This window comes from Bifidobacterium sp. LH_389 (genome assembly GCF_056357235.1).
Genome location: NZ_JBKEVR010000001.1, coordinates 405853 through 428982, shown reverse-complemented (window position 1 = coordinate 428982; position 23130 = coordinate 405853). Strand labels below are relative to the sequence as shown.

At 66.0% G+C, this 23130-nt stretch carries 21 protein-coding genes, 2 tRNA genes and 1 pseudogene; 21 read left to right on the top strand and 3 right to left on the bottom strand.

The window, feature by feature from the left end; genetic code table 11:
• Positions 1-12 precede the first annotated feature (12 nt).
• Together AC1AZA_RS01885 and AC1AZA_RS01880 are read left to right on the top strand one after the other, a co-directional pair.
• A tRNA-Val gene (locus AC1AZA_RS01885) sits at positions 13-85 on the top strand.
• Positions 86-116: 31 nt separating this feature from the next.
• Positions 117-192 (top strand) — tRNA-Gly (locus AC1AZA_RS01880).
• A 252-nt stretch (positions 193-444) separates the two neighbouring features.
• Here AC1AZA_RS01880 and AC1AZA_RS01875 read toward each other — a convergent pair.
• Together AC1AZA_RS01875 and AC1AZA_RS01870 are read right to left on the bottom strand one after the other, a co-directional pair.
• Complete coding sequence (locus AC1AZA_RS01875) at positions 445-765, bottom strand: type II toxin-antitoxin system PemK/MazF family toxin (RefSeq protein ID WP_476513041.1); 321 nt, start codon at positions 763-765, stop codon at positions 445-447.
• A complete protein-coding gene (locus AC1AZA_RS01870) occupies positions 752-994 on the bottom strand; it encodes a type II toxin-antitoxin system RelB/DinJ family antitoxin (RefSeq protein ID WP_476513040.1) in 243 nt (80 codons plus the stop codon). Before AC1AZA_RS01870 ends, AC1AZA_RS01875 begins: the two co-directional genes overlap by 14 nt.
• Positions 995-1323: 329 nt before the next feature.
• Between AC1AZA_RS01870 and AC1AZA_RS01865 the strand changes: the two genes are divergently transcribed.
• The 3 genes from AC1AZA_RS01865 to AC1AZA_RS01855 all read left to right on the top strand — a co-directional run bounded on the left by AC1AZA_RS01865 (position 1324) and on the right by AC1AZA_RS01855 (position 4525).
• On the top strand, positions 1324-2073 hold the full coding sequence (locus AC1AZA_RS01865) for a response regulator (RefSeq protein ID WP_476513039.1): 750 nt from the start codon (positions 1324-1326) through the stop codon (positions 2071-2073).
• Positions 2070-3338, top strand: a complete 1269-nt coding sequence (locus AC1AZA_RS01860) for a histidine kinase (protein WP_476513038.1) — start codon at positions 2070-2072, stop codon at positions 3336-3338. The genes AC1AZA_RS01865 and AC1AZA_RS01860 overlap by 4 nt, the downstream gene beginning before the upstream one ends.
• Positions 3339-4024: 686 nt before the next feature.
• Complete coding sequence (locus tag AC1AZA_RS01855; RefSeq protein ID WP_476513037.1) at positions 4025-4525, top strand: hypothetical protein; 501 nt, start codon at positions 4025-4027, stop codon at positions 4523-4525.
• A gap of 50 nt (positions 4526-4575) precedes the next feature.
• On the opposite strand, the gene AC1AZA_RS01850 is transcribed toward AC1AZA_RS01855, so the two are convergent.
• Positions 4576-5760 (bottom strand): MDR family MFS transporter, encoded by a 1185-nt coding sequence (locus AC1AZA_RS01850; protein ID WP_476513160.1) that lies wholly within the window; start codon positions 5758-5760, stop codon positions 4576-4578.
• A 273-nt stretch (positions 5761-6033) separates the two neighbouring features.
• On the opposite strand from AC1AZA_RS01850, the gene AC1AZA_RS01845 reads away from it, so the two are divergent.
• The 16 genes and pseudogenes from AC1AZA_RS01845 to purH all read left to right on the top strand — a co-directional run bounded on the left by AC1AZA_RS01845 (position 6034) and on the right by purH (position 23128).
• On the top strand, positions 6034-7575 hold the full coding sequence (locus AC1AZA_RS01845; RefSeq protein ID WP_476513036.1) for a dicarboxylate/amino acid:cation symporter: 1542 nt from the start codon (positions 6034-6036) through the stop codon (positions 7573-7575).
• A 195-nt stretch (positions 7576-7770) separates the two neighbouring features.
• Positions 7771-9804 (top strand): threonine--tRNA ligase, encoded by a 2034-nt coding sequence (thrS, locus tag AC1AZA_RS01840; RefSeq protein ID WP_476513035.1) that lies wholly within the window; start codon positions 7771-7773, stop codon positions 9802-9804.
• 116 nt (positions 9805-9920) lie between these two features.
• Positions 9921-10523, top strand: coding sequence for an HIT family protein (locus AC1AZA_RS01835; protein WP_476513034.1), 603 nt, complete (start codon positions 9921-9923; stop codon positions 10521-10523).
• 83 nt (positions 10524-10606) lie between these two features.
• Positions 10607-11293 carry a CDP-alcohol phosphatidyltransferase family protein gene (locus tag AC1AZA_RS01830; protein ID WP_476513033.1) on the top strand — a complete coding sequence of 229 codons (687 nt, stop codon included), beginning with the start codon at positions 10607-10609 and terminating at the stop codon, positions 11291-11293.
• Positions 11294-11301: 8 nt separating this feature from the next.
• Positions 11302-12405, top strand: coding sequence for a phosphatidylinositol mannoside acyltransferase (locus tag AC1AZA_RS01825; RefSeq protein ID WP_476513032.1), 1104 nt, complete (start codon positions 11302-11304; stop codon positions 12403-12405).
• 39 nt (positions 12406-12444) lie between these two features.
• Positions 12445-13611: pseudogene (locus AC1AZA_RS01820) on the top strand (glycosyltransferase family 4 protein); the annotation flags it as partial.
• A gap of 113 nt (positions 13612-13724) precedes the next feature.
• The gene (locus AC1AZA_RS01815; RefSeq protein WP_476513031.1) at positions 13725-14480 is read left to right on the top strand and encodes a YebC/PmpR family DNA-binding transcriptional regulator; all 756 of its coding nucleotides are present in this window, start codon (positions 13725-13727) and stop codon (positions 14478-14480) included.
• Positions 14481-14486: 6 nt separating this feature from the next.
• Positions 14487-15077 carry a crossover junction endodeoxyribonuclease RuvC gene (ruvC, locus tag AC1AZA_RS01810; RefSeq protein WP_476513030.1) on the top strand — a complete coding sequence of 197 codons (591 nt, stop codon included), beginning with the start codon at positions 14487-14489 and terminating at the stop codon, positions 15075-15077.
• A gap of 62 nt (positions 15078-15139) precedes the next feature.
• On the top strand, positions 15140-15760 hold the full coding sequence (ruvA, locus tag AC1AZA_RS01805) for a Holliday junction branch migration protein RuvA (RefSeq protein WP_476513029.1): 621 nt from the start codon (positions 15140-15142) through the stop codon (positions 15758-15760).
• Positions 15761-15792: 32 nt separating this feature from the next.
• Positions 15793-16860: a Holliday junction branch migration DNA helicase RuvB gene (ruvB, locus tag AC1AZA_RS01800; RefSeq protein WP_476513159.1), complete on the top strand. Its 1068-nt coding sequence runs from the start codon at positions 15793-15795 to the stop codon at positions 16858-16860.
• A gap of 57 nt (positions 16861-16917) precedes the next feature.
• Positions 16918-17370, top strand: a complete 453-nt coding sequence (locus AC1AZA_RS01795; protein ID WP_476513028.1) for a preprotein translocase subunit YajC — start codon at positions 16918-16920, stop codon at positions 17368-17370.
• Positions 17371-17418: 48 nt separating this feature from the next.
• The gene (locus AC1AZA_RS01790) at positions 17419-18003 is read left to right on the top strand and encodes an adenine phosphoribosyltransferase (RefSeq protein WP_476513027.1); all 585 of its coding nucleotides are present in this window, start codon (positions 17419-17421) and stop codon (positions 18001-18003) included.
• Between the two features lie 35 nt (positions 18004-18038).
• Entirely contained in the window at positions 18039-19232 is a 1194-nt protein-coding gene (gene sucC / locus AC1AZA_RS01785; protein ID WP_476513026.1) for an ADP-forming succinate--CoA ligase subunit beta, read from the top strand.
• On the top strand, positions 19232-20152 hold the full coding sequence (gene sucD, locus AC1AZA_RS01780) for a succinate--CoA ligase subunit alpha (RefSeq protein WP_476513025.1): 921 nt from the start codon (positions 19232-19234) through the stop codon (positions 20150-20152). The genes sucC and sucD overlap by 1 nt, the downstream gene beginning before the upstream one ends.
• A 1-nt stretch (position 20153) precedes the next feature.
• Positions 20154-21488 (top strand): cell division protein PerM, encoded by a 1335-nt coding sequence (locus AC1AZA_RS01775; RefSeq protein ID WP_476513024.1) that lies wholly within the window; start codon positions 20154-20156, stop codon positions 21486-21488.
• Positions 21485-23128 (top strand): bifunctional phosphoribosylaminoimidazolecarboxamide formyltransferase/IMP cyclohydrolase, encoded by a 1644-nt coding sequence (purH, locus tag AC1AZA_RS01770; protein WP_476513023.1) that lies wholly within the window; start codon positions 21485-21487, stop codon positions 23126-23128. Before AC1AZA_RS01775 ends, purH begins: the two co-directional genes overlap by 4 nt.
• The last annotated feature ends 2 nt before the right edge of the window (positions 23129-23130 follow it).

Sequence of the window (23130 nt, the reverse complement as noted above, 5' to 3'; positions counted from 1 at the left end):
CCGATTGATTTCGGGCGATTGGCGCAGCGGCTAGCGCACTTCGTTCACACCGAAGGGGTCGTAGGTTCGATTCCTACATCGCCCACTGAATCCCGCTTCTCACGGCGGGATTCTCTGCGGACATAGCTTAGTTGGTAAAGCGCAACCTTGCCAAGGTTGAGACCGCGGGTTCGAGTCCCGTTGTCCGCTCCACGTAATAGGCCTCTCCGGTTCGGGGAGGCTTTTTTCGTTTCTGGGGACCGGACAGGGCCGTAGACGGGTCAGGCGAGATGGCCGACGCGCTAGGCCTGACAAACTTTCGGGGGAATTATCCTCCGGAATGGCGGAATTCCGGCATGCAGGGCGGAAATTGGCCCGAAAGTTTGCCAGATGACGGCAGTCGTCCGTTGTCGGTCCTTCGTTGTCCATTGCCGATCGGATGACAGCGAGCGACGGTCGGCCGCACTACAGTCCAAGCATTGCAGCGACCTGTCGTCCGATCTCCTGCATGGTCGCATCATCCACTCGACCGATGCGGGCGCCGAGCGACGACCTCTTGACCGTGACGATCTTGTCTGGCATGGCCCAGCTTTGCTTATTGAGCCCGTTCTCCGGCGTCGGCCGGATCGGGACGCGGATGGGAATGCCGGTCGAGTCGTACGTGGTGAGCAGCACAGTAACCACGGAGTCGAAACCGGTGACGGAATCCGACTGGATAACGATGACGGGCCTTGGCTTGGACGCGTATCCGGCGCCGGCGACGGTCCAGATGTCACCGCGTCTCATTGATGGTCTCCATTGCCATATGGTCGGCGAAGTCGCTGGCTTCCTCCTCCGTAGCGAAGGGCGTCGCCCCGGGGTCGATGCGGACGGAGTAAGGGAAACCGCCGCTTTCGTTGAAGGCGGCAATGAACATGCGTACGGCATCCGCGGGCGTGGTGCCCAGACGCTTGGTAATGACACGGAACCGTTCCGCCTGCCTGTCGTCAATACGAGTGGCGATTTGAACGCTCATTGCTGACTCCTTGACTATGTTTAATAACATTCTATAACAATTTGTGAAAATATGATATCAGTTTCAGGTGATCAGTCCTAGTTGCCACCAGACCGGGTATCGGGGACGGGGTTGTTGCCAGCACGGGACGTCAAGGCCCGGCCCGTCGGCCTGTCAGTCCGTTCCTTTGACAAACTTTTGGGGGAATTTTCCTCCGGAATGGCGGAATTCCGGCCTGCAGGGCGGAAATTGGCCCGGAAGTTTGCCGGCAAGGTTGGACGGCCGTCGTCGGTCGGATGACAAACCGGGACCGACGCGCCCGCCGACCGGCCTACGATGGACCTATGGGCATGCAGGGGAAGAGAACCGTCGGCATCGTGGACAATGACCCGTTCACGCTGTCGGCATTGCGCGACGTGGTCGAGCGGATGCTCGGCTACCGGGTGGCATGGGCCGAACGTTCCGCCATCGCGGCTCTCGGCCTGTGCGGGGACGTCGCCACCGCACCGGACATGCTGCTCACGGACGTGATGATGCCCGACATGTCCGGCATCACGCTGTGCCGGCTCATCCGCAGCCGCACCGCAGGCATCCCGATCCTCGCCATCACCTCCTACAATCTGGACGTGTATGCGGCCAAGGCGCGGGACGCCGGGGCGCAGGGCATCGTCAACAAGGACGATCCTGCAACGATCACGGCGGCCGTGTCCGCGGTGGCGAACGGCATGACATGGCCGTACCGCAGCGGCGGGAACGGCAAACCCGCCGGGCGCGACCGCGATCGCAATCAGGCCGCATCGCCCGACGGCCCCGCGGCATGCGATGTTACGACGCGCACGGTGACGTTCCGTACTGCGGCCGTAGCGCACGACGAGGTGACGGTGAGCGGCGCGCAGCGAGCCATCGCGTCCCTGTCTGCGCGCGAACTGGAGGTGGTGCGCCTCACGTGCGAGACGCTGGCCCCGTTCGCGGACATCGCCGGCAGGATGGACTGCGGCGAGTCGACGGTGAAGACCCTGGCGCAGCGCGCGTACCGCAAGCTCGGCGTAGCCAACCGTCGCGAACTCATGGCCCTCTGGACGGAAGGACTGCTCTCATGAATGCAAGGAACGCGGCGGCATGGCTCACCGATACGCTGCGCGCCAACCGGTGGTACGCCGCCATGGCCGGCATCGGCTTGGCCTGGGAGCTGTGGTGCATACTGACCGACCCCCTGCGCGGCTATCGCTTCTTCTACGACGACTACCTGCTCACACTGGCCGTCGCATTCGGCGCAGTCATGGCCATCGGGATGCCGTTGCGGCCGCAGATCGCCTCGTATGCCACGCTCGTTCTGGGCGCACTGTGGCTTGCCGCGATGAACTACGAAACCTATGTGTGGGCGGCCGGCGGCATGTTCATGGCGATCGCCGCGCTGGCGTATGCCGTGCCGAAGCGCGCGGCGGCGGCAACGGGCGTATGGCTGGCGTATCTGGCATTGGTGTACGCCGTCCGCGCGCGGGAACTCGTCATGCCGGACACCTTCCGGTGGGCGTGCATGCTGATGGGTGCATGCGCTCTGGCAGGCTGCGCGATCGGCATGATGATCGGCTGGCAGCGTCAGGTCAGGGCCATGGAACGCGAGCAGGCCGATCGCTTGCGTGCCGAGCAGGAGCTGGCCCGCAAGCGACGCAACGAGACGATCGCGAAGAACATCCACGATTCGCTCACCGGGAACCTCTCGTATATTGCGCTGCTGGCGCAACGGGAGCTGGCGCGGCTGGAATCGGAGGATACGGACGGCAACGGCGAGACGGCGATGGACACGTGGCTGAACGTGGAGCGCAATGCGAACGACGCCCTGCGTGGCGTGAGACGGGTGATCGGACTGCTGGACGCCGAGGATGCGGTGACCTGCGACGAGCCCGCGTCGGAACGGTCGTTCGAGGGGATCATGCGGCTTGCCGAGCCGAAGCTTGCCGATCTGGGCATCCACGGCAAGACCGTGATTCTGGACCGATCGGGCGGCGGGGAGCCGGACGGGGAACGCAGAGAGGCGGCGTACGCGCTCGTGGAGGAGGTGTATGCGAACCTCATGCGGCATTGCGCGGCGGGGGAGAACGCATACTTCCTGCGCATCGAGATGACCGACGAGGGCACGACGATCGCCGAGGCCAATGCGCTGCGTGCCGACGGAGCGGCGAACGGCGATGGTCAAGGGCATGGGCACAGGCACGACCGCGGCAGGGCGGCGCGGCTGCCCGAATCGGGCACCGGGCTGGTACGGCATGCACGGGCGATCCAGCGGCTCGGCGGCACGTGCGATTACCGAGCGGACGGGGGAGAATGGCTGCTGTCCGCGTTCATTCCGGCGGGGGAAGGCTGAGATTCCGGCCAATGTGATTCCGGCCAATCGGTCGATTCCGGTCCCGGCAAAGGGTGGTGCGGTCGGCTCATGCGGGGCGTCGATCCGGCGGAGAACGCGGATTGCACCGCCCGATCGACACGCGAGGGGAGGGGAAGGGAAAGAAGGGACAGGCCACGAACGTAGTCCCGGGGATGACGGCCGTGGCTCGGCGCCCCTCTACGGCCCGATAGGCTGGAATTACGGGGGAGATTCCCGTGACGTTCGGCACGATGAGGTGATCGCCATGAGCAACGCAGTGGCAGCGACCAACACAGAGGCAATGAGCAGGGCAATGGCAGCAACCGGGGCAGCGGCAATGCCTCCGAAGGGACGCTCGGGACTCGGCAACATGGTGAGGACCCTCGCGGCGGTGGCACTGGCGGCCGTCATGCTGGTCATCTCCGGATGCGCGGGACCGGGCACAGGCACGGGACCGGGCTCCGGGGGCGATGCGGCTGACGAGCGGTTCGTGGACGGCGGCACGCAGGCCGGCGCGCACGACTGGAAGGCCATCGCGGACGCCATCACCGCCGACGGCAAGGTGAGCCGCGCCGAAACCGAGCAGGCGATCAGCGACTATCACCAGTGCCTGGCTGACAACGGATTTCACGGCACCTACGCTGGTCGACCTCGACATTGCGTTCTGGGAGTTGGGGATAGGCTCCATGGCCCTGAACACGGACGTGGAGGGATACCAGCCACTGCCCGAACGCTTCCGCAAGGACACGTTCACCGAGGAGGACAGTGAGGCATGGACGCAATGGATGCGCAGCGACGAAGGCAAGGCGACGCTGGCTGCGCAAGATCGGCTGTTCAAGGAACGGGAGACCCCCTGCAAGCCGTTCGAAGCGGTCAGGGACCTTGCCTCAAGTCAGGCGGACTGGGCATGGTACGACCGCAACAAGTTCGATGCCATCCAGCGGTGCATCGCCGCGAACGCACCCACGTATGCCGAGCGTGCGCAGCGGGTGCAATACCGGTTCACAGACACCGTGCAGGGCACATCGCTGCTGAGCGAGGAATTCTACGGCACGTCGGAGGAACATTGGGGCGACTTCGCGAGCCAGCCCGAATCCAGCGAGGCTTTCAAGCTCTCTCTGTGCTTCGTAAACCCCAACGGCGTGCCGATACGGCATTTCGGCACCGATGCGTCGCCGCAGGAATAACGGCGGGCATACCATGACGGACCGTCGGACCGGCATTGCGGCTACCCGAATCAGTGCAAGGCGCCGGCGAGGTTGCGGGCCACGGCGCGTTCGCGGGCGCCCTTGGTCAGGGCCAGACCGAGCGCCACGAGCAGGAACACGGCCGTGCATGCCTCCCACAGGAAGCGCGAGCCGAAGCTGGCGATCACCCATCCGCCCATGAGCGGCGCGACCCCGTGGGACAGCGACCACACGAGGTTGTACAGGCCCTGATAGGTGCCTCGCGCGTGCGACGGGGCGAGGCTTGCGACCGTGGTGGCGGCGATGGGGAAGGTGCCGAGTTCGCCCAGCGTCCACAGCACGGTGGCGATGGCGAACCCGTGCCACGAGTCGGCGCCGATCTGCACCGTGTAGCCGGCGGCCGTGACGAGCATGGCGAGCACGAGCACGCGCGTGTTGCTCATGCGATTGAACACGGCGATCGCAGGAATCTGCAGCAGGCACAGGATGCCGCCGTTGATGGTGAGCAGCATGGAGTATTCGCCGGTGCCGAGCCCGAGTTCGGTCATGGCGATGGGCAGCCCGCTGGTCATCTGGAAGTAGGCGACCGTGTAGCCGAACATGAGCACCACCATGGACATGAACGGCCAGTCGGTCAGGGCGCGGCGGTAATTGGCCAGCATGCCGGTGGTCGGGGCCGCATCAGAGGCCACATCAGCGGAGGAAACGGCTGGGGCGGCGGGAGAAGGCCGGAGTGCGGCGCCCGTGCGGCGGAAGAACACGACGAGCATGGCGGTGACTGCCACGAGCACGCCCGCCTCGGCGTAGAACATCAGCTCGTAGCTGAACCGGATGAGCTGGTTGGCGATGACCGGGCCGATGGCGAACCCGAAGTTGACGGCCCACGTCTGCAGGGTGTAGGCGCGCTTCTGGGAGCGCGGCGGCACCACGTCCGCAATGTACGCGGCGATGGCCGGCGTGGGCACCGAGGAGATGGCCCCGTAGACGAGCAGCATGCCGCCCATGACGATCGGATCGGTGACGAACGAGAGCACGACGAGCATAACGGCGGCGCCGAGCTCGCCGATGACGATCATGGGTGCACGGCCGAACCGATCGGACAGCGAGCCGCCGAACAGGCAGCCGAAGATGCCGCCGAACCCGTTCATGGCCACGACCGCGCCCGCCAACCCCGCGTCCACGTGCAGTTCGGAGACCAGATAGATGGACATGAACGAGATCACGAAGCGGCCCATCCACAGGACCAGAAGGGCCAGCCACAGGCCCCAGTACAGGAAGGGCAGGCCGAATATGGTGCGTTGCGTCGTCGTAGTCACCTCTGACACTGTAGCCGCCGGCACCGGGCAACACTCCCAACACTAGGACGGCCGGACAATAAGCTCCTATCGAAAAATACGATAACGCTTCCCTCGAGGCGTAAGGTGCTTTACGGTACTGTGAAGTCGATTGATCCAACCGGGACGTCACCGCAATGCGGAACGTACCCGAACGCATGAGGAGAGGAAAACATGTCGGATACCGTGCTCAATTGGGTGGCGCTGGGCGTCACCGTGGCACTGTTCGCCGGATTGGGGTATCTCAGCGTCAGCAAGAAGGCGGGCTTCAGCGCCCGCGTGCTCATTGCGACCGCGCTGGGCATCGTGGTGGGCATCGTGTTCAAGGACCACACCGACTACGTGGCCGCGTTCGGCGACGTATGGTCGAACGCCATCGCGGCGATCGTGGTGCCGCTGCTGCTATTCAGCGTGATCGCCAGCATCACGAACCTGGGCGAGTCCCTGAAGCTACGCTCGATCGGCGTGAAGACGGTGGTGCTCCTGCTCGTCAACACCGCCACGGCGGCGTTGATCACGCTCGGGCTTGCGCTGCTGTTCCGCGTCGGCCAGGGATTCCAGTTCACGCTGCCCACCGACTACAAGCAGCGCGAGGTGCCGGAGGTGCTGGACACCATCGTGGCCCTGTTCCCCTCGAACCTCGTGAAGAACTGGTACTCCAACCAGGTGGTGCCGGTGGTGATCTTCGCGATCCTTGTGGCAGTGGCCTACAATTCCGCGGCCCGCACCGCCAAGGGCGCCGCCGCCGTGCGCCCGTTCAAGGCCGTGGTGGACGCCGGCAACGTGGTGCTGTCCAAGGCAACGCAGATCGTGGTGGGCTTCACCCCGTACGCGGTGCTCGCGCTCATCGCCGCCGCCGTGAGCAACAGCGACGTGGCCGCCCTGCTGCCGCTGCTCACCGTGCTCGTGGTGGCGTACATCGCCATGGTCATCCAGCTGTTCGTGGTGCAGCCGCTCATCCTGTCCGCTGCGGCGCACGTGAACCCGGTGCCGTTCTTCAAGGCGTTCTGGCCCACCGGCGTGGTGGCGTTCACCTCGGAAAGCAGCATCGGCACGATTCCGGTCACCGTGCGCAACCTGCGCGCCAACGGCGTGCCCGGCGAGATCGCGTCCTTCGTGGCCAGCCTGGGCGCGAACCTGGGCATGCCGGGCTGCGCCGGCGTGTGGCCCGTGCTGCTCGCCGTGTTCGCGGTGAACGCGCAGGGCATCGCCTACTCGCCCGCCCAGTACCTGTTCCTGGTGGTGCTCGCGCTGCTCGTCTCCATCGGTACGGTGGGCGTGCCCGGCACGGCGACCATCACCGCCACCTCGCTGTTCGCCGCCGCCGGCCTGCCGATCCCGTTCATCGCGATCAGCCAGCCGATCTCGCAGATCGTGGACATGGGCCGCACCGCCCTGAACGTGGCCGGCGCCGCCAACACCGCGGTGATCGTGGCCGCCACGGAGAAGGAGCTCGACGAGGACCTGTACTACGGGCGTACTACATACGTGGACGAGGATGCGAACGACGACGAGACCGCGCTGGAGCAGGCCTCCGCGCCGGCCGCAGCCCCGGCCGCGCCGAAGTCCGAGGCCAAGCCGTCCGCGTTCGCTGCATTCGAGGAATCCGGCAACCTGCTGAGCTTCTCGCCGTCCTCCGCCCTCGAGGGCACCGGCGGCGACGACCAGTGCGGCATCCACCCGGGTGCCAAGGACGGTCAGGACAAGCAGGACTGAGCCTGCCGCAGCACACGGCCAGCGACTCCATGCGGCCCGCTCGCTCCCTTACCCGCCGAACACCACGGCGGACCGGGGCGGCGGGCCGTTCGCATGCCCGCTTGTCGCCATGCCGCCCTATGGTGTCGGTTGCTGAAACAAACCAGTCCAGGCCTGCACCTTGTAACGCGGACCCACGATAGTAAGGACACCACAATGGCACAGTCAACCATCTCCATCACACTCAACGGCGAACCGAAGGAGGTGGAGGCAACCCAGACCGGCGTGGATCTGTTCGCGGACGACAAGAACATCATCGCGGTGCGTCTCAACGGCGAACCGCGCGACCTGTACACCGAGCTGCACGACGGCGACACGGTCGAGCCCATCGCGCTGGACAGCGAGGACGGTCTGGCGATCATGCGTCATTCCGCCACGCACGTCATGGCCCAGGCGGTTCAGGAGCTGTTCCCGGACGCCAAGCTCGGCGTCGGCCCGGTCATCAAGGACGGGTTCTACTACGACTTCGAAGTGGCCAAGCCGTTCACGCCGGACGATCTCAAGGAGATCGAGAAGCACATGCAGCGCATTGTGAAGGAATCCCAGTCCTTCCGCCGCCGCGTGGTGACCGAGGACGAGGCCCTGGCCGAGGAGGAGGGCCAGCCCTTCAAGATCGAGCTCATCAAGGACAAGGAAGCGCATCTCGACCCGGCCACCGCCACCGAGATTGCCGAGAAGGAACTGAGCTTCTACGACAACGTCAACCGCGAGGGCGAAGTGGTCTGGAAGGACCTGTGCCGCGGACCGCACCTGCCGAACACCCGCTACATCAAGGCGTTCAAGATCCAGCGCTCGGCCGCCGCCTACTGGCGCGGCAGCGAGAAGAACCCGATGCTGCAGCGCATCTACGGCACCGCGTTCGCCACCAAGGAGGACCTCAAGGCCTACATGACCCGCATGGAGGAGGCCGCCAAGCGCGACCACCGCAAGCTCGGTCAGGAGATGGACCTGTTCTCCTTCCCGGACGAGATCGGTCCGGGCCTTGCCGTGTTCCACCCGAAGGGCGCCGCGGTGATCAACGCCATGGAGGACTACTCGCGCGAGATGCACCGCAAGCACCACTACAGCTTCGTGCAGACCCCGCACATCACCAAGGGCGGTCTGTACGAGACCTCCGGCCACCTGCACTGGTACAAGGACGGCATGTACCCGCCCATGCACCTGGACGAGGAGTACGACGAGGACGGCAACGTGACCAAGCCGGGCTTCGACTACTACCTCAAGCCCATGAACTGCCCGATGCACAACCTGATCTTCAAGGCCCGCCAGCGCTCCTACAAGGAGCTGCCGCTGCGCCTGTTCGAGTTCGGCACCGTGTACCGCTACGAGAAGTCCGGCGAGGTCCACGGCCTGACCCGCGTGCGCGGCCTGACGCAGGACGACTCGCACATCTACTGCACCCGCGAGCAGATGAAGGACGAGCTCAAGAGCCTGCTGACCTTCGTGCTGACGGTCCTCAAGGACTTCGGCCTCAACGACTTCTACCTGGAGCTGTCCACCAAGGACGAGCACAAGTACGTCGGCAGCGACGAGATCTGGGAGGAAGCCACCAACACGCTGGCCGAGGTGGCTCAGGAGTCCGGCCTGCATCTGGTGGCCGACCCGGGCGGCGCCGCGTTCTATGGTCCGAAGATCTCCGTGCAGGCCCGCGACGCGATCGGCCGCACCTGGCAGGTCTCCACGATCCAGCTCGACTTCAACCTGCCCGAGCGCTTCCAGCTCGAGTACATCGCGGCCGACGGCACCCATCAGCGTCCGGTGATGATCCACCGCGCGCTGTTCGGCTCCATCGAGCGCTTCTTCGCCGTGCTGCTCGAGCACTACGCGGGTGCGTTCCCGGCGTGGCTCGCCCCGGTGCAGGTACTGGGTATCCCGGTCTCCGACGACGTGTCCGATCATCTGGCGGGCTTCGTCAAGTCCCTCGAGGACGAGATGGTCCGCTGCGAGATCGACTACTCGGACGATCGCTTCGGCAAGAAGATCCGCAACGCCTCCAAGTCGAAGACGCCGTACATCATCATCGTGGGCGAGGAGGATGCCTCCAAGAACGCGGTGAGCTTCCGCTTCCGCGACGGCAGCCAGCTCAACGGCGTGCCGGTGGACGAGGCCAAGGCCGACATCCTCAAGACCATCAAGAAGCGCGTTCAGGTGAACTCCGCGGACGACTTCAAGGCCGCACTGGCCGACTGATCCGAAAAGGGGACTCCTTCTGCTGCTTCCGCTGCGAGGGAGTCCCCCCTTTTCGTATGATTCCCGTTTGTTTTCCGTAGAGTCCGCGCATATGCCGCACGGAAAAGGAGTGTGCCATGAGCGAAGAACAGTGTGATACGAACGTACGTATCGACGATCCGGCGGCGTTCCCTCCCCAGGAGGACACCGTCGAACGCCTGTGGACCCCGCAGCGCATGACCTACGTGCTGCGCAACAGCGAGGACCGCCCCACCAAGCCCAAGGCCAAGGAGTGCCCGTTCTGCGCAGGCCCGCGCAAATCCGACGAGGACGGTCTGATCGCGTGGCGCGGCACGCATGTGTTCGCCATCATGAACCTGTACCCGTACAACGTGGGTCATCTCATGATCTGCCCCTACCGTCACGTCGGATTCGTCACCGAGCTAGACGACGCGGAGCTCTTCGAGTTCGAGAAGGCCACCACGCTGGCCATGAAGGTCATGGAGCAGGTCTCCCACCCGGACGGCTACAACATCGGCATCAACCAGGGCGAGGTGGCCGGGGCCGGCGTGGCCGCGCACCTGCACCAGCACGTGGTGCCGCGCTGGAACGGCGACGCGAACTTCATGCCGATCGTCGCCCAGACGCGCACCATGCCGATTCTGCTTTCGGACCAGCGCGCCGCCTACGCGAAGGCGTTCGCCGAGCTCGCGCCCGCGTTCCGCCTGCCGCTGGAGTAAGGCCGCTCGAACCCGACACCGCGCGCCCGATTGTCGGGCCGCAATGCGGACGGCGGGCCGACGAATGCTGATATGGTGAAACCGTGTTCGAGAAACTGCGCAATCCGTGGAAGAGAATCATCAACCCCATCGCCGTGCTGCTGGTGCGGATGGGCGTGAGCGCCAACGCCGTGACGGTGGCCGGAGCCGTGGGCACGGTCGTCGTGGGCATCGCGACCGGGTTCACCGGCTGGCTGCTGCCCGGAGCCGTCCTGCTCACGGTGCTGGTGATCTTCGACTCGTTGGACGGCTCGGTGGCCGCCCTGACGACCGGAGGCACCAAATTCGGCGCGTTCCTCGATTCCACGCTCGACCGCATTGCCGACTGGGCGGTGCTGGTGGGCGTGATCATCTACTTCCTGCGCGAGATCGTGGCGGCCGAGGCGGGCATTGCAGGTGCCGCGAGTACGGCTCAGAGCGGGCCGAATTATGTGGCGTGGACCGGCGCGGCATGCGCGCTGTTCTCCGTGATGACCTCGTTCGTGACGTCCTACGCCCGCGCCCGCGCCGAATCGGTGGGGTTCGAGGCGAAGAACGGCGTGGCCACGCGCTCGGACCGTCTGGTCATCATTCTGGTGGGCATGGCGCTGACCGGCGCGACGGGCAACCCGGTCTGGCTCATGGCGTTCATGGTGCTGTTGGCCGTGCTCGGCGCAGTCACCGTGTGGCAGCGCATCCGCGAGGTACACCGGCAGATGGTCGCAGCCGGGGACGGCAAGGCGCGTAGCTGAGCATCCGTATGACAGGCAACGCCAGTGCAGCCGACCGTCTGCTGGCATGGACGGCGGCACATGCCCATCGCATTCCCGAACCGCTGTTGCGCGGCGGTTTTGCGCTTGCTGCGGACGCGGCATGGCTGCTGCGCGTGCCGGGGGTTCGCCAGCTGGAGCGCAACCTCGCACAGGTGACGGGCCGCGGCGGGCGTGCACTCCGCCGGCTGAGCCACGCCGGCATGCGCTCGTACTTCACGTATTTCGCCGAGGCGATGACCGTCGGTGCCGCCGCCGAGTCCCCTCGCGGCGAGGCGAGGCTGAAGGCGCGCATCCGCGGCGGGGGAGACGGTCTGGATTCGCTCATTGCACTCACGGGAGCGAGCTCCAGGGCCTCCGGGGACTCCAAGGGCTCGGCGCCGATCGCCATGGGGCATCAGGGCAACTGGGACTATGCCGCGTTCTGGGCGCGCGACGCGGTCGCTCCCGTGACCACCGTGGCGGAACGGTTGGGCGACGAAGAACTGCTGCATACGTTCGTACAGTTCAGGGAGCGGCTTGGCATGCGGATTCTGCTCACGGGTGAATCCGGGCTCGTCGGACGGTTGGAGCAGGCGTTGGCCGAGCCTCCCGCCATCGTGCCGCTGCTCGCCGACCGCGATCTGGGACGCCATGGCGTGTTCGTGCGCGCCTTCGGTTCGGCGATCCGCGTGGCCGCAGGGCCCGCCGTATTGGCTCTGGACACCGGGCTGCCGTTGTACGTGGCGAACATGCACCGCGAACGGCTGCGCGGGGCCCGGCGCAGGGCGGCGGGAACCCTGTACGGCTACGTATGCGAGGTCAGCGGGCCGATCGATCCGGCGCCCTACCGCGCCATGGCAGGGCGAGACGACGCCGGCCGGGACCGTGCGGTGCACGAGCTCACGCAGGCGTGGGTGGACGTATGGGCCCGGGGCGTGGCGGCGCATCCCGAGGACTGGCACATGCTGCAGCCGATCTTTCTGCACGACCTCGACGCCGATCGCCTGCGCAACGTGCCCGACTGGGTCCGCGACCTGCAGGCCCGCACAGTCCCGGAACCGGACAAAGCCACACATCAAAACCGCACACCGTGGCGGAAAATGACGCGATAACCTTCTCCGGCCAGACGAGAGCGGTTACAGTGGTGATTCATGCTTAGCCACGAACCCGCCACCGATCCGCTGCACGGCCGCAAACTGCGGGTCGGCATCATCAGTCCGTATTCGTTCGAAACGCCGGGAGGCGTGCAGTTCCATATCCGCGACTTCGCCGCCGAACTCATGGCGCGCGGGCACAGCGTGGCGGTGCTGGCACCCGGTCGGCGCACCAAGGACATGCCCCTGTGGGTGGAGACCACCGGAACCTCGTTTTCCATACCGTACAACGGCTCCGTGGCGCAGCTGAGCTACTTCGGGTTCATGGGGCTCAAAACACGCATGTGGGTGCGTCAGGGGCACTTCGACATTCTGCACCTGCACGAGCCGGAGGCGCCGAGTCTGAGCCACAAGCCGCTCGTGGCGGGGTTCCGGCCCTGCCCGTACGTGGCGACGTTCCACTCGGCGTTCGACCAGTACCCCAAGGCGCTGCGCTTCTTCGAACGCTATCTCAAGGTGTATCTGGGCAATCTGCGCGAGGCCATCTGCGTGAGCGAGGCGGCACAGCGGACGGCCGAACACTATCTGCCGGACGATGTGCCCGTGACGGTCGTCCCCAACGGCATCGACCGCAAGTTCTTCGCCAACGCATCCATCCGCCCGGAATGGCGGGGCACGCCGCAGGCACCGACCATCGGATTCCTGGGCCGCATGGGGGAGGAGCGCAAGGGGTTCGGCGTGTTCGCCGAGGCGGCTGCCGAGCTGGTGCGCCTCTGGCCGTACGCACGGTTCCTGTGCGCGGGGGACGGCGCCCCGGCGGCGCAGGCGCTCCTGACGCGTATCGATCCCGGGCTGCGTGAACGGTTCGAGTTTCTGGGGCGTCTGAGCGATGCGGACAAGGCGCGGTTCTACCGGTCGCTGGACGTGTACGTGGCTCCGCAGACCGGCGGGGAGAGCTTCGGCATCGTGCTCGCGGAGGCGATGGCCGCCGGCTGCCCGGTTGCGGCGTCCGGCATCGAGGCGTTCCGGGCCGTAAGCGACGGCGGACGGACCGCGTCCCTGTTCGCCGTGGGCGACGGGCACGACTGCGCGAGGGCCGTGAGTGGGCTGCTGGCGGACCGGGATGGGAGGCAGGCTCTGGCAAGGCTTGGAGCGCAGCGTTCGGCCGACTACGACTGGCCGACGGTCACCGACCGTGTGCTGGCCGTGTATGCGCGGGCACTCGGCATCGCCTATCCGGCGCAGGGGGCGGAGTTTCGGAAAGGCCGGCGCGATTGTCAACGAGACGGCCTATTATATGCTTCTGATTGTCAATTCCCGACTTTGCTAGGAGCATTATGTCCGGTCATTCCAAGTGGGCGACTACCAAGAACAAGAAGGCCGCCATCGACGCCAAGCGCGGCAAGCTGTTCGCCAAGCTGATCAAGAACATCGAGATCGCTGCCCGTATGGGTGGCGGCGACCCCGCGGGCAATCCGTCCCTGTACGACGCGATCTACAAGGCCAAGAAGGCCTCCATGCCCGCCGACAACATCAAGCGCGCCGTCAAGCGTGGCTCCGGTGAGGAAGCCGGCGGCGTCAACTACGAGGACATCGTCTACGAGGGCTACGCGCCGGCCGGCGTGGGCCTGATCATCGAGTGCCTGACCGACAACCGCAACCGTGCGGCCGCCGAGGTGCGCTCCACCCTGACCAAGGGCAACGGTTCGCTGGCCACCTCCGGCTCCGTGTCCTTCAACTTCGAGCGCAAGGGCCAGATCGTGGTGCCGTCCGAGGGCGTGGACTACGACGACCTGTTCGAGAAGGCCGCCGAGGCAGGTGCCGAGGACGTGGCCGACGACGGCGACGTGTACACCGTCATCACCGGTCCGTCCGACCTGCACACCGTGCGCAAGGCCCTTGAGGACGCCGGCATCGACTTCGATTCCGCCGATTCCGTCATGGCCCCGAAGAATGAGGTCGAGCTGGGTCTCGAGGACGCCCGCAAGGTCGCCAAGCTCATCGACAACCTCGACGATCTGGACGACGTGCAGAACGTCTACTCCAACTGGACCGCCTCTGACGAGGTCATGGAACAGCTCGACGCGGAGTGACATCGCGTGATCATCCTTGGCGTTGACCCCGGGCTTACACGCTGCGGGGTTGGCGTGGTGGAAGCCGGCGCATACCGCCGGCTTTCGTTTATCCACGTGGATGTGGTCCGCTCGGACCCGCACATCTCGCAGGATCTGCGTCTCAAGATGATCTACGACGGCCTGTGCGCCAAGATGGACCGGTTCATTCCGGACACCGTATCCATCGAACGCGTGTTCGCCCAGGAGAACCGCAACACCGTGCTCGGCACCGCTCAGGCGGCCGGCATGGCCATGCTCGCGGCGGCCCAGCGGGGCATACCCGTAGCGTTGCACACGCCCACCGAGGCCAAGCTCGCCATCACCGGCAACGGTCACGCCCTCAAGCCGCAGGTGGAACGCATGGTGGCCCGCATCCTGGGACTCAACACGCTGCCCACGCCCGCCGACGCCGCCGACGCCCTGGCTCTGGCCATCTGCCATGCCCTGCGGCCCGCGGGCGCCCTGCAGGGCGGGGAGCGGGAGGAGCACCTGACCGAGGCGCAGCGGCAGTGGGCGCTGGCCGCGCAACATGCCACGAAGGCGCAGCACCGCCGGAACGTCGACCGCGGCATGTAGGATTTCGAACAGTTGTTCTACATTGGATCCGGCGAACGGACAGCCGGGGAAGGGAGCGCCCGATGATCGGCATGCTCAATGGCAGCGTCGCGGAAATCGACGCGGACACGGCCGTCATCGACGTGGGCGGCATCGGTTTCGAGCTGCGCATGCCCGCTTCGGATCTGGCCGCACTGCACGCCGGACGCGAGGTGCGTGTATATACCGCGCTCAACGTGTCGCAGGACGCGATCACGCTGTTCGGATTCCTTGCCAAGTCGTCGCGTTCGCTGTTCGCACAATTACAGAAGGTCAGCGGCATCGGTCCCAAGGTGGCGCTGTCCATCCTTTCCACGCTCACACCCTCGCAGCTCGCCCAGGCCGTGGCGGACGGCGATGCGGCGGCCCTGTCGCGCGCACCCGGACTGGGTAAGAAGAGCGCGCAGAAGATCATCCTCGAACTCGCCGGCAAACTGGACATGGACGCCGTGACCGCAGGCGCGGGAAAGGGACCCGGGCTGCGGAGGGATGCAGCTCTGCGCCAGTGCGTGGAGGGACTCGTCTCGCTCGGCTGGCAGCAGCGGGATGCGGAGCATGCCGTGGACGCCGTATGCGAGCAGGAGGGCCTTCAGCCGCCGCTCGCCGAATCGGACGTGCCGCGCGTGCTCAAGCTGGCGTTGGCGTCGCTGGATAGGGGGAGGTGAACGACATGGCCATCATGAACGAAGGACCTGCCATGGCGGGCGAACTCGTGGCGGACAAGCAGCGCAATTCCGGGGCCATGGAGGATTCGCTGCGCATGGTGTCCGCGGCCCCGATGGGCGACGAACAGGTGAGCGACGAGGAGCTGCGCCCCCATGCGCTCTCGTCGTTCATCGGCCAGCCACGGCTCAAGGCCCAGTTGCAGCTGTTTCTGGACGCCGCGCGCAAACGCGAGGTGCCGCCGGACCACATCCTTCTGGCCGGTCCTCCGGGACTGGGCAAGACCACGCTGGCGATGATCGTGGCCAACGAGCTCGAGGTGCCGATCCGCGTCACCTCCGGCCCCGCGATCCAGCATGCCGGCGATCTGGCCTCGGTGCTCAGCGCCCTGGAGCCGGGCGAGGTGCTGTTCATCGACGAGATCCACCGTCTGCCGCGGGCCGCCGAGGAGTTGCTGTACATTGCCATGGAGGACTTCCGCGTGGATGTGATGGTGGGCAAGGGGCCCGGTGCCACGTCCATTCCGCTCACGTTGCCGCGCTTCACGGTGATCGGCGCCACCACGCGCGAAGGTATGCTGCCGTCCCCGCTGCGCGCTCGCTTCGGCTTCACCGCACATCTGGACTACTACCCCCACGAGGAGCTGGAGAAGCTCATCGAGCGGTCGGCCACGGTGCTCGGCATCACACTCGGCGAGGACGCGGCCGTGCAGCTGTCCCTGCGTTCCCGGGGCACGCCGCGCATCGCGAACCGCCTGCTGCGGCGCGTGCGCGACTGGGCCATCGTCCACGATCTGGACACCGTCCAAGCCTCCGACGTACGCGAGGCGCTGGAACTCTACCAGATCGACTCGCAGGGTCTGGACCGGTTGGACATCGCCGTGCTCAACGCCATCGTGCGCAACTTCAACGGCGGCCCCGTGGGCCTGAACAACCTATCGGCCATGGTGGGGGAGGAATCCGAGACCGTGGAGACCGTATGCGAACCCTATCTGGTGCGCGAGGGATTCCTCGTGCGCACGCCCAAGGGCCGTGTGGCGACCCGAAAGGCTTGGGAACACTTGGGTTTGCAGCCCGGAGACGATGTCACCACACTGTTCTAAACTCTAGGATTTGAGTGCCGTGTGCAAGGCACGGCCTGTATTGCAAGGAGACCCGCTATGCCGTTTGATCCCACGTCGCTGTTCATGATCGTCATTCTCGTGCTGATGATCGGCATGATGTGGTGGCAGTCCAAGAAGGCCAAGAAGCAGCAGGCCAAGGTCAATGACTTCCGCGAATCCCTCCAGCCCGGCACCGAGGTGGCCACCTACTCCGGTCTGCTCGGCAAGATCGTGTCCGTGGACACGGAGAAGGAGCAGGCGGTCATCGATTCCGAGGGCAGCCTGTCCCGCTGGCGTCTTCAGGCGCTCACCGAACCCCCGATCGTGCCGGCCTACGTGCATGACGACGAGGTGGACGAATACGGCAACCGTCTCGAAGACAAGGCGCAGGAGACCGTTGCGGACGACGATCAGGCCCAGAAGCCGATCGACGAAGCCGCCGAGCAGGGCGACGAGCCCGCAAACAAGGCGTCCGAAGAGCAGAACGGCACGCCCGCCCAGACCAAGTGACGGTATACAACAGATAGTCGCAACGCAGTCCGAGCAAAGAGGGAAGCCATGAGCGAACACACCGACATCGAGATCGATCAGCTGGACGTGCTCGGCGCCGAGGACGCCGCATACGTCGTCTCGCTGATCCGCACCATTCCCGACTTCCCCAAGCCGGGCATCCACTTCAGGGACTTCACCCCGGCCATGACCGATGCCCAGGGCCTGAAGCTCATGCTCAAGGCCCTGGAGCTCACCCTGCCGGTGCCGGCCGATCAGATCGATCTGGTGGCCGGCCTCGAAGCGCGAGGCTTCCTGCTGGGACCGGCGCTGGCCGCCCATCTGGGCAAGGGTTTCGTGCCGGTGCGCAAGGCCGGCAAGCTGCCGCCGCAAACGCTCAAGGAATCCTATGAGCTCGAATACGGCACGGCAAGCATCGAGATCGAGACCGCGGCCGTCCGCAACGGTCAGCGCGTGCTCATCGTGGATGACCTCATCGCCACCGGCGGCACCGCCAAGGCAGCCGCCAAACTCATCGAGGCGGCCGGCGGCAAGGTCGCCGGATTCAGCTTCGTCATGGAACTGCAGGGGCTCGACGGCCGCGCCGCACTAGGCAATGCGCCCGTCAGCTCCCTGACCGTCATGCCCGCCTGATTCGATCTGCTCGCTGCAAAAGGACGCATCACCACATGGATCTGTACGAATACCAAGCCAAGCAACTGCTCGAAGAACAGGGCATTCCCACGCCGCGTTCCCTCTTCGCCGAGAACTCCCACGCCGTCGCCGAGGCGGCGGACGAGATCGGTTACCCCTGCGTCGTCAAGGCGCAGGTCAAGATCGGCCACCGTGGCCAGGCCGGCGGCGTCAAGCTCGCCCAGGACCGCAACGAGGCCATTCTCGACTCCGAACAGATTCTGCCCATGACCATCCACGGTCACAAGGTCAACGGCGTACTCGTGGCCGAGGCGAAGAACATCCTCCACGAGTACTACGTGTCCATCTCCGTGGACCGCACGTCGCGCGACTACGATGTGCTGGCCACCGCGAACGGCGGCACCGAGGTCGAGGCAATCGCCAAGGCACACCCCGAAGCCGTCAAGCGGCTGCATATCAGCGCGCTGGGCGACTTCGGCATCGAGGACGCCCGTAAGATGGCCGCCGAGATCGGCTTCTACCATGCGGACGTCGAACAGGCGGCGCAGATTCTGCTCAAGATGTGGGAGGTCTTCAAGGCCAACGACGCCACGCTCGTGGAGATCAACCCGCTGGCCAAGATCGGCGACCCGGACGACGAATCCTCCAAGTCGCTGTGCGCACTGGATGCGAAGATCTCCCTCGACGACAATGCCGCCTTCCGCCATGACGGCTGGAAGCGCTTCGAGGATCCCATCGTCTCCGATCCTTACGAGCAGAAGGCCCGCGAACGTGGCCTGCACTACGTGCACCTGCACGGCGAGGTCGGCGTGATCGGCAACGGCGCAGGACTCGTCATGAGCTCGCTCGACGCGGTCTCCGGCGCCGGCGAGGATCAGGGCACCGGCATCAAGCCGGCCAACTTCCTGGACATCGGCGGCGGCGCCTCCGCGGATGTGATGAGCGACAGCCTCGGCATCGTACTCATGGACCCGCAGGTCGTCTCCGTGTTCATCAACGTGTACGGCGGCATCACCTCCTGCGTGGAGGTGGCGAACGGCATCCTCAAGGCGCTGGACGACATCAACACCGCCAAGCCCATCGTGGTGCGGTTCGACGGCAACGCCGCCCAACAGGGCCTGAGGACCCTCCTGAGCGCGGACAACCCGCGCATCCACGTGGCACGCACCATGGAAGAGGCGGCCCAGTTGGCGGCCAAGCTCGCAGCGGATCAGAAAGGTGAACGCTGATGACCCTTTTCATCGACCATAACGCCCCCGTCATCGTTCAGGGCATGACCGGACATCAGGGCATGACCCACACCGCCCGCATGCTCAAGGCCGGCACCAACATTGTCGGCGGCGTCAACCCGCGCAAGGCCGGGTCCGAGGTCGTCTACCCCGGCGCCCGCAACGGCGAGGATGCGAGCATCCCCGTGTACGCCACCTGCGCCGAGGCCAAGGCCGCCACCGGTGCCCGTGCCAGCGTCGTGTTCGTGCCCCCGCGCTTTGCCAAGGGCGCGGTCGTCGAGGCGATCGAGGCGGGCATCGAACTCATCGTCGTCATCACCGAAGACATTCCGGTCGCGGACACCGCCTACTGCGTGGCGCTGGCCCAGCGGCACGGCGTGCGCATCATCGGCCCGAACTGCCCCGGTCTCATCACCCTGTCGGACGATCCGGCCAACCCCGGCGTCAATCTGGGCATCATCCCCGACGGCATCGTGAACCGCGGCCCCATCGGACTGGTCTCCAAGTCCGGCACCCTCACCTACCAGCTCATGGGCGAACTGTCCGACTTCGGCTTCACTGCTTGCCTGGGCGTGGGCGGCGACCCGATCGTGGGCACCACCCTGCTCGAGGCGCTCCAGCAGTTCAACGCCGATCCCGCCACCAAGGCGTGCGTCATGATCGGCGAGATCGGCGGCACTGCGGAGCAGGAGGCTGCGCTGTGGGCCCACGAGCACATGGCCAAGCCGATCGTCGCATACATCGCCGGTTTCACCGCGCCCGAAGGCAAGCAGATGGGCCATGCGGGCGCCATCGTCTCCGGCGGCAAGGGCACGGCCAAGGACAAGAAGGAAACGCTCGAGCGCGTGGGCATCCGCGTCGGCCGCACCCCCGGCCAGACCGCACAGTACATGCGCGAGATCATGGCCACGCTCGCCTAGCATGCGCAAAGCCCTCAGATCACTGGGCGAAGGAGCAATCGCCGCAGCGCTGGCCATCGCCATCTACGCGGTGGCTCTGGGTTGCTTCATCGCACTCATGCTGCTGGTCGTCTCGATGGAGGAGGGCGGCACCACGCTGTCGGATGCGACGGTGCCGCTCACCGAAGCCGTGGTACTGCTCTCGCAGGGCGTCGGCTTCTCGTCGGGGCCGATATCGCTCACGATCATGCCCCTGCTGCTCACCGTCATGCTCGTGGCGCTCATTGCCACGCTGACGGCCCGCACCCATGCCGGACTGCCGGGATTCGCGGCAGGACTGGCCGTTTGGGTGGGTGCCAACATGTATCTGGCGGGCGGAACGCACAGCATCGCCCTACTGGACAACGACCCGACGATCGCCGGCAAATGTGCGCTCGTCTTCACGATCGGCTATCTCATCGTTGCCGTGCCGCGTGCCGGAATCGTACGCATGCTGTGCGATCAGGCCCGTCAGCAGGTTTCGGCGCAGGTGCGTCGGACCATCTCGCGCGGATTGGCGATGGGCATACTGCTCATCGCACTGCTGATCCTCGCCTCGTTCGTCACCGTGATCGTGTGGATCGTGATGAACTACGACGCCATGGACACGCTGTTCACGCTGCTCAACATGGAGATCGGCTCGCGCATCACCACTACCGTCGCCATGCTCGCATGGCTGCCCAATCTCATGCTCTGGGCGCTGTCCTGGCTCACCGGGGCGGGCTTCTCCATAGGCGATCTGGCCGAATTCACGCTCTGGTCCGGCCAGTCCACAAGCCTGCCGCCGCTGCCGATCTTCGGTCTGCTGCCGCGGCCCGTCGAATCCGAGCCGGTGCGCATGGCGCTCATGGCCACCCCACTGGCCATGGCATTCCTCGTCGGGCTCGCCTTCATTGCACTGCGCCCCGGATTCGGGTTGCTGTCCCACATGCGCGAAGCCGGGCGGCAGCCGGAGGGGCTCACCCCTCGACGCATTGTGCCGTTGCTGGCCTATCCCGCCGCAGGCAGTTGCCTTGCCGCGGCCCTCGTCTCTCTGTTCATGACCGTCGCCTTTGCCATGTCGAACGGTTCGCTGGGGGAGGGCAGGCTCGCTCACGTAGGCGTGGACGTACCCCAATCCACGCAGATGACGGGACACGGCGTGGCGCTGGGCCTGCTCGCGGCCTGGCTGTGCGCGCTGGTTGGCGTTGGCGCGTACTTCGGGATACGCTGGATGGCAAGGCGCATGAGCAACCCGCACCCCATCGATTCCGACACTTCCAAGAGTTCCAAGATTTCCAGTATTTCAGACCACGATTCCAAGGAGGAACAGGGATGACCAACACCCAACGTCCGATTACACGCGCGCTGGTATCGGTGTTTCACAAGGAGGGCATCGAAGTGCTCGCCGAGGCGTTCGTCAAGGCCGGCACCGAAGTCGTGTCCACCGGCTCGACCGCCGCGAAGCTTGCCGAACTCGGTGTGCACGTCACCCCGGTGGAGCAGGTAACCGGTTTCCCCGAATGCCTCGACGGCCGCGTCAAGACGCTCGACCCGCACATCCACGCCGGCATCCTCGCCGACATGACCAATCCGGCCCACGCCGCCAAGCTCGCCGAACTCGGCATCAAGCCGTTCGATCTGGTGGTGGTGAACCTGTACCCGTTCGCGGACACCGTGCGCTCCGGCGCCGACGAAGCCGCGACCATCGAGAAGATCGACATCGGCGGGCCGTCCATGGTGCGCGGCGCCGCAAAGAACAGTGCCACCGTGGCCATCGTCACCGATCCGGCCGACTACGCGCTCGTCGCCGCCCGCGTGGCCGACGGCACCGGCTTCACGCTCGAGGAGCGCCGCTGGCTCGCCGCCAAGGCGTTCGCGCACACCGCCGCCTACGACGCGACCATCAACGAGTGGACCTCCAAGCACTGGCCCAAGCCCGCCACGGTGGAAGCCGCCGGTACCGAGACGGCCGACGACAGCGAAACCCCCGCCCAGCAGGCGAAGTTCCCGAAGACCTTCACCCGCACGTGGGACAAGCAGCACATCCTGCGCTACGGCGAGAACTCCCACCAGCAGGCCGCCCTGTACGTCGACCCGCTCAACCGCACCGGCTTCGCGCACGCCGAACAGCTCGGCGGCAAGCCGATGAGCTACAACAACTACGTGGATGCGGACGCCGCCTGGCGTGCGGTGTGGGATCTGGCGCCCGCCATCGCCGTGGCCGTGGTCAAGCACAACAATCCGTGCGGTCTGGCCATCGGCGCCACCGCCGCGGAAGCCCACCGCAAGGCCCACGCCTGCGACCCGGTGAGCGCGTACGGCGGCGTCATCGCCTGCAACACCACCGTCACGCTGGACATGGCCAACGGCGTGCGCCCCATCTTCACCGAGGTGATCGTGGCCCCCGACTACGAGCCGGAGGCGCTGGAGCTGCTCAAGACCAAGAAGAAGAACCTGCGCATCCTCAAGGTTGCCGAGCCGCCGAAGGGCCACACGCAGTTCCGTCAGATCGACGGCGGTCTGCTGGTGCAGGACGCCGACCTCATCGACGCCACCGGCGACGATCCGAACGCGTGGAAGCTCGTGGCCGGTGAGCCTGCCGACGAGGCCACGCTCAAGGATCTCGTGTTCGCGTGGCGCGCCATTCGCTGCGTGAAGTCCAACGCGATCCTCGTGGCGCACGATCAGGCCACCGTCGGCATCGGCATGGGTCAGGTCAACCGCGTGGATTCCTGCCATCTGGCGGTCGAGCGCGCCAACACACTCGGCGGCGAGGGCGTGGACCGTGCCAAGGGCTCCGTGGCGGCCTCCGACGCGTTCTTCCCGTTCGCGGACGGCGCTGAGGTGCTCATCAACGCAGGCGTCAAGGCGATCGTGCAGCCCGGAGGCTCCATCCGTGACGAGGAGGTCATCGAAGCGGCCAAGAAGGCCGGCGTGACCATGTACCTCACCGGCACCCGCCACTTCTTCCACTGATC

What these genes read in the sequence shown, in the direction of transcription:
- AC1AZA_RS01815 (WP_476513031.1), top strand. Translation starts at nt 13,725, where the DNA reads ATGTCCGGTCATTCCAAGTGGGCGACTACCAAGAACAAGAAGGCCGCC.
- purH (WP_476513023.1), top strand. Translation starts at nt 21,485, where the DNA reads ATGACCAACACCCAACGTCCGATTACACGCGCGCTGGTATCGGTGTTT.
- AC1AZA_RS01850 (WP_476513160.1), bottom strand. Translation starts at nt 5,760, where the DNA reads ATGGGCCGCTTCGTGATCTCGTTCATGTCCATCTATCTGGTCTCCGAA.
- AC1AZA_RS01875 (WP_476513041.1), bottom strand. Translation starts at nt 765, where the DNA reads ATGAGACGCGGTGACATCTGGACCGTCGCCGGCGCCGGATACGCGTCC.
- sucD (WP_476513025.1), top strand. Translation starts at nt 19,232, where the DNA reads ATGACCCTTTTCATCGACCATAACGCCCCCGTCATCGTTCAGGGCATG.
- ruvA (WP_476513029.1), top strand. Translation starts at nt 15,140, where the DNA reads ATGATCGGCATGCTCAATGGCAGCGTCGCGGAAATCGACGCGGACACG.
- AC1AZA_RS01860 (WP_476513038.1), top strand. Translation starts at nt 2,070, where the DNA reads ATGAATGCAAGGAACGCGGCGGCATGGCTCACCGATACGCTGCGCGCC.
- AC1AZA_RS01865 (WP_476513039.1), top strand. Translation starts at nt 1,324, where the DNA reads ATGCAGGGGAAGAGAACCGTCGGCATCGTGGACAATGACCCGTTCACG.
- AC1AZA_RS01835 (WP_476513034.1), top strand. Translation starts at nt 9,921, where the DNA reads ATGAGCGAAGAACAGTGTGATACGAACGTACGTATCGACGATCCGGCG.
- AC1AZA_RS01790 (WP_476513027.1), top strand. Translation starts at nt 17,419, where the DNA reads ATGAGCGAACACACCGACATCGAGATCGATCAGCTGGACGTGCTCGGC.
- AC1AZA_RS01870 (WP_476513040.1), bottom strand. Translation starts at nt 994, where the DNA reads ATGAGCGTTCAAATCGCCACTCGTATTGACGACAGGCAGGCGGAACGG.
- AC1AZA_RS01855 (WP_476513037.1), top strand. Translation starts at nt 4,025, where the DNA reads ATGGCCCTGAACACGGACGTGGAGGGATACCAGCCACTGCCCGAACGC.
- AC1AZA_RS01775 (WP_476513024.1), top strand. Translation starts at nt 20,154, where the DNA reads ATGCGCAAAGCCCTCAGATCACTGGGCGAAGGAGCAATCGCCGCAGCG.
- sucC (WP_476513026.1), top strand. Translation starts at nt 18,039, where the DNA reads ATGGATCTGTACGAATACCAAGCCAAGCAACTGCTCGAAGAACAGGGC.
- ruvB (WP_476513159.1), top strand. Translation starts at nt 15,793, where the DNA reads ATGGCGGGCGAACTCGTGGCGGACAAGCAGCGCAATTCCGGGGCCATG.
- thrS (WP_476513035.1), top strand. Translation starts at nt 7,771, where the DNA reads ATGGCACAGTCAACCATCTCCATCACACTCAACGGCGAACCGAAGGAG.
- AC1AZA_RS01795 (WP_476513028.1), top strand. Translation starts at nt 16,918, where the DNA reads ATGCCGTTTGATCCCACGTCGCTGTTCATGATCGTCATTCTCGTGCTG.
- AC1AZA_RS01825 (WP_476513032.1), top strand. Translation starts at nt 11,302, where the DNA reads ATGACAGGCAACGCCAGTGCAGCCGACCGTCTGCTGGCATGGACGGCG.
- AC1AZA_RS01845 (WP_476513036.1), top strand. Translation starts at nt 6,034, where the DNA reads ATGTCGGATACCGTGCTCAATTGGGTGGCGCTGGGCGTCACCGTGGCA.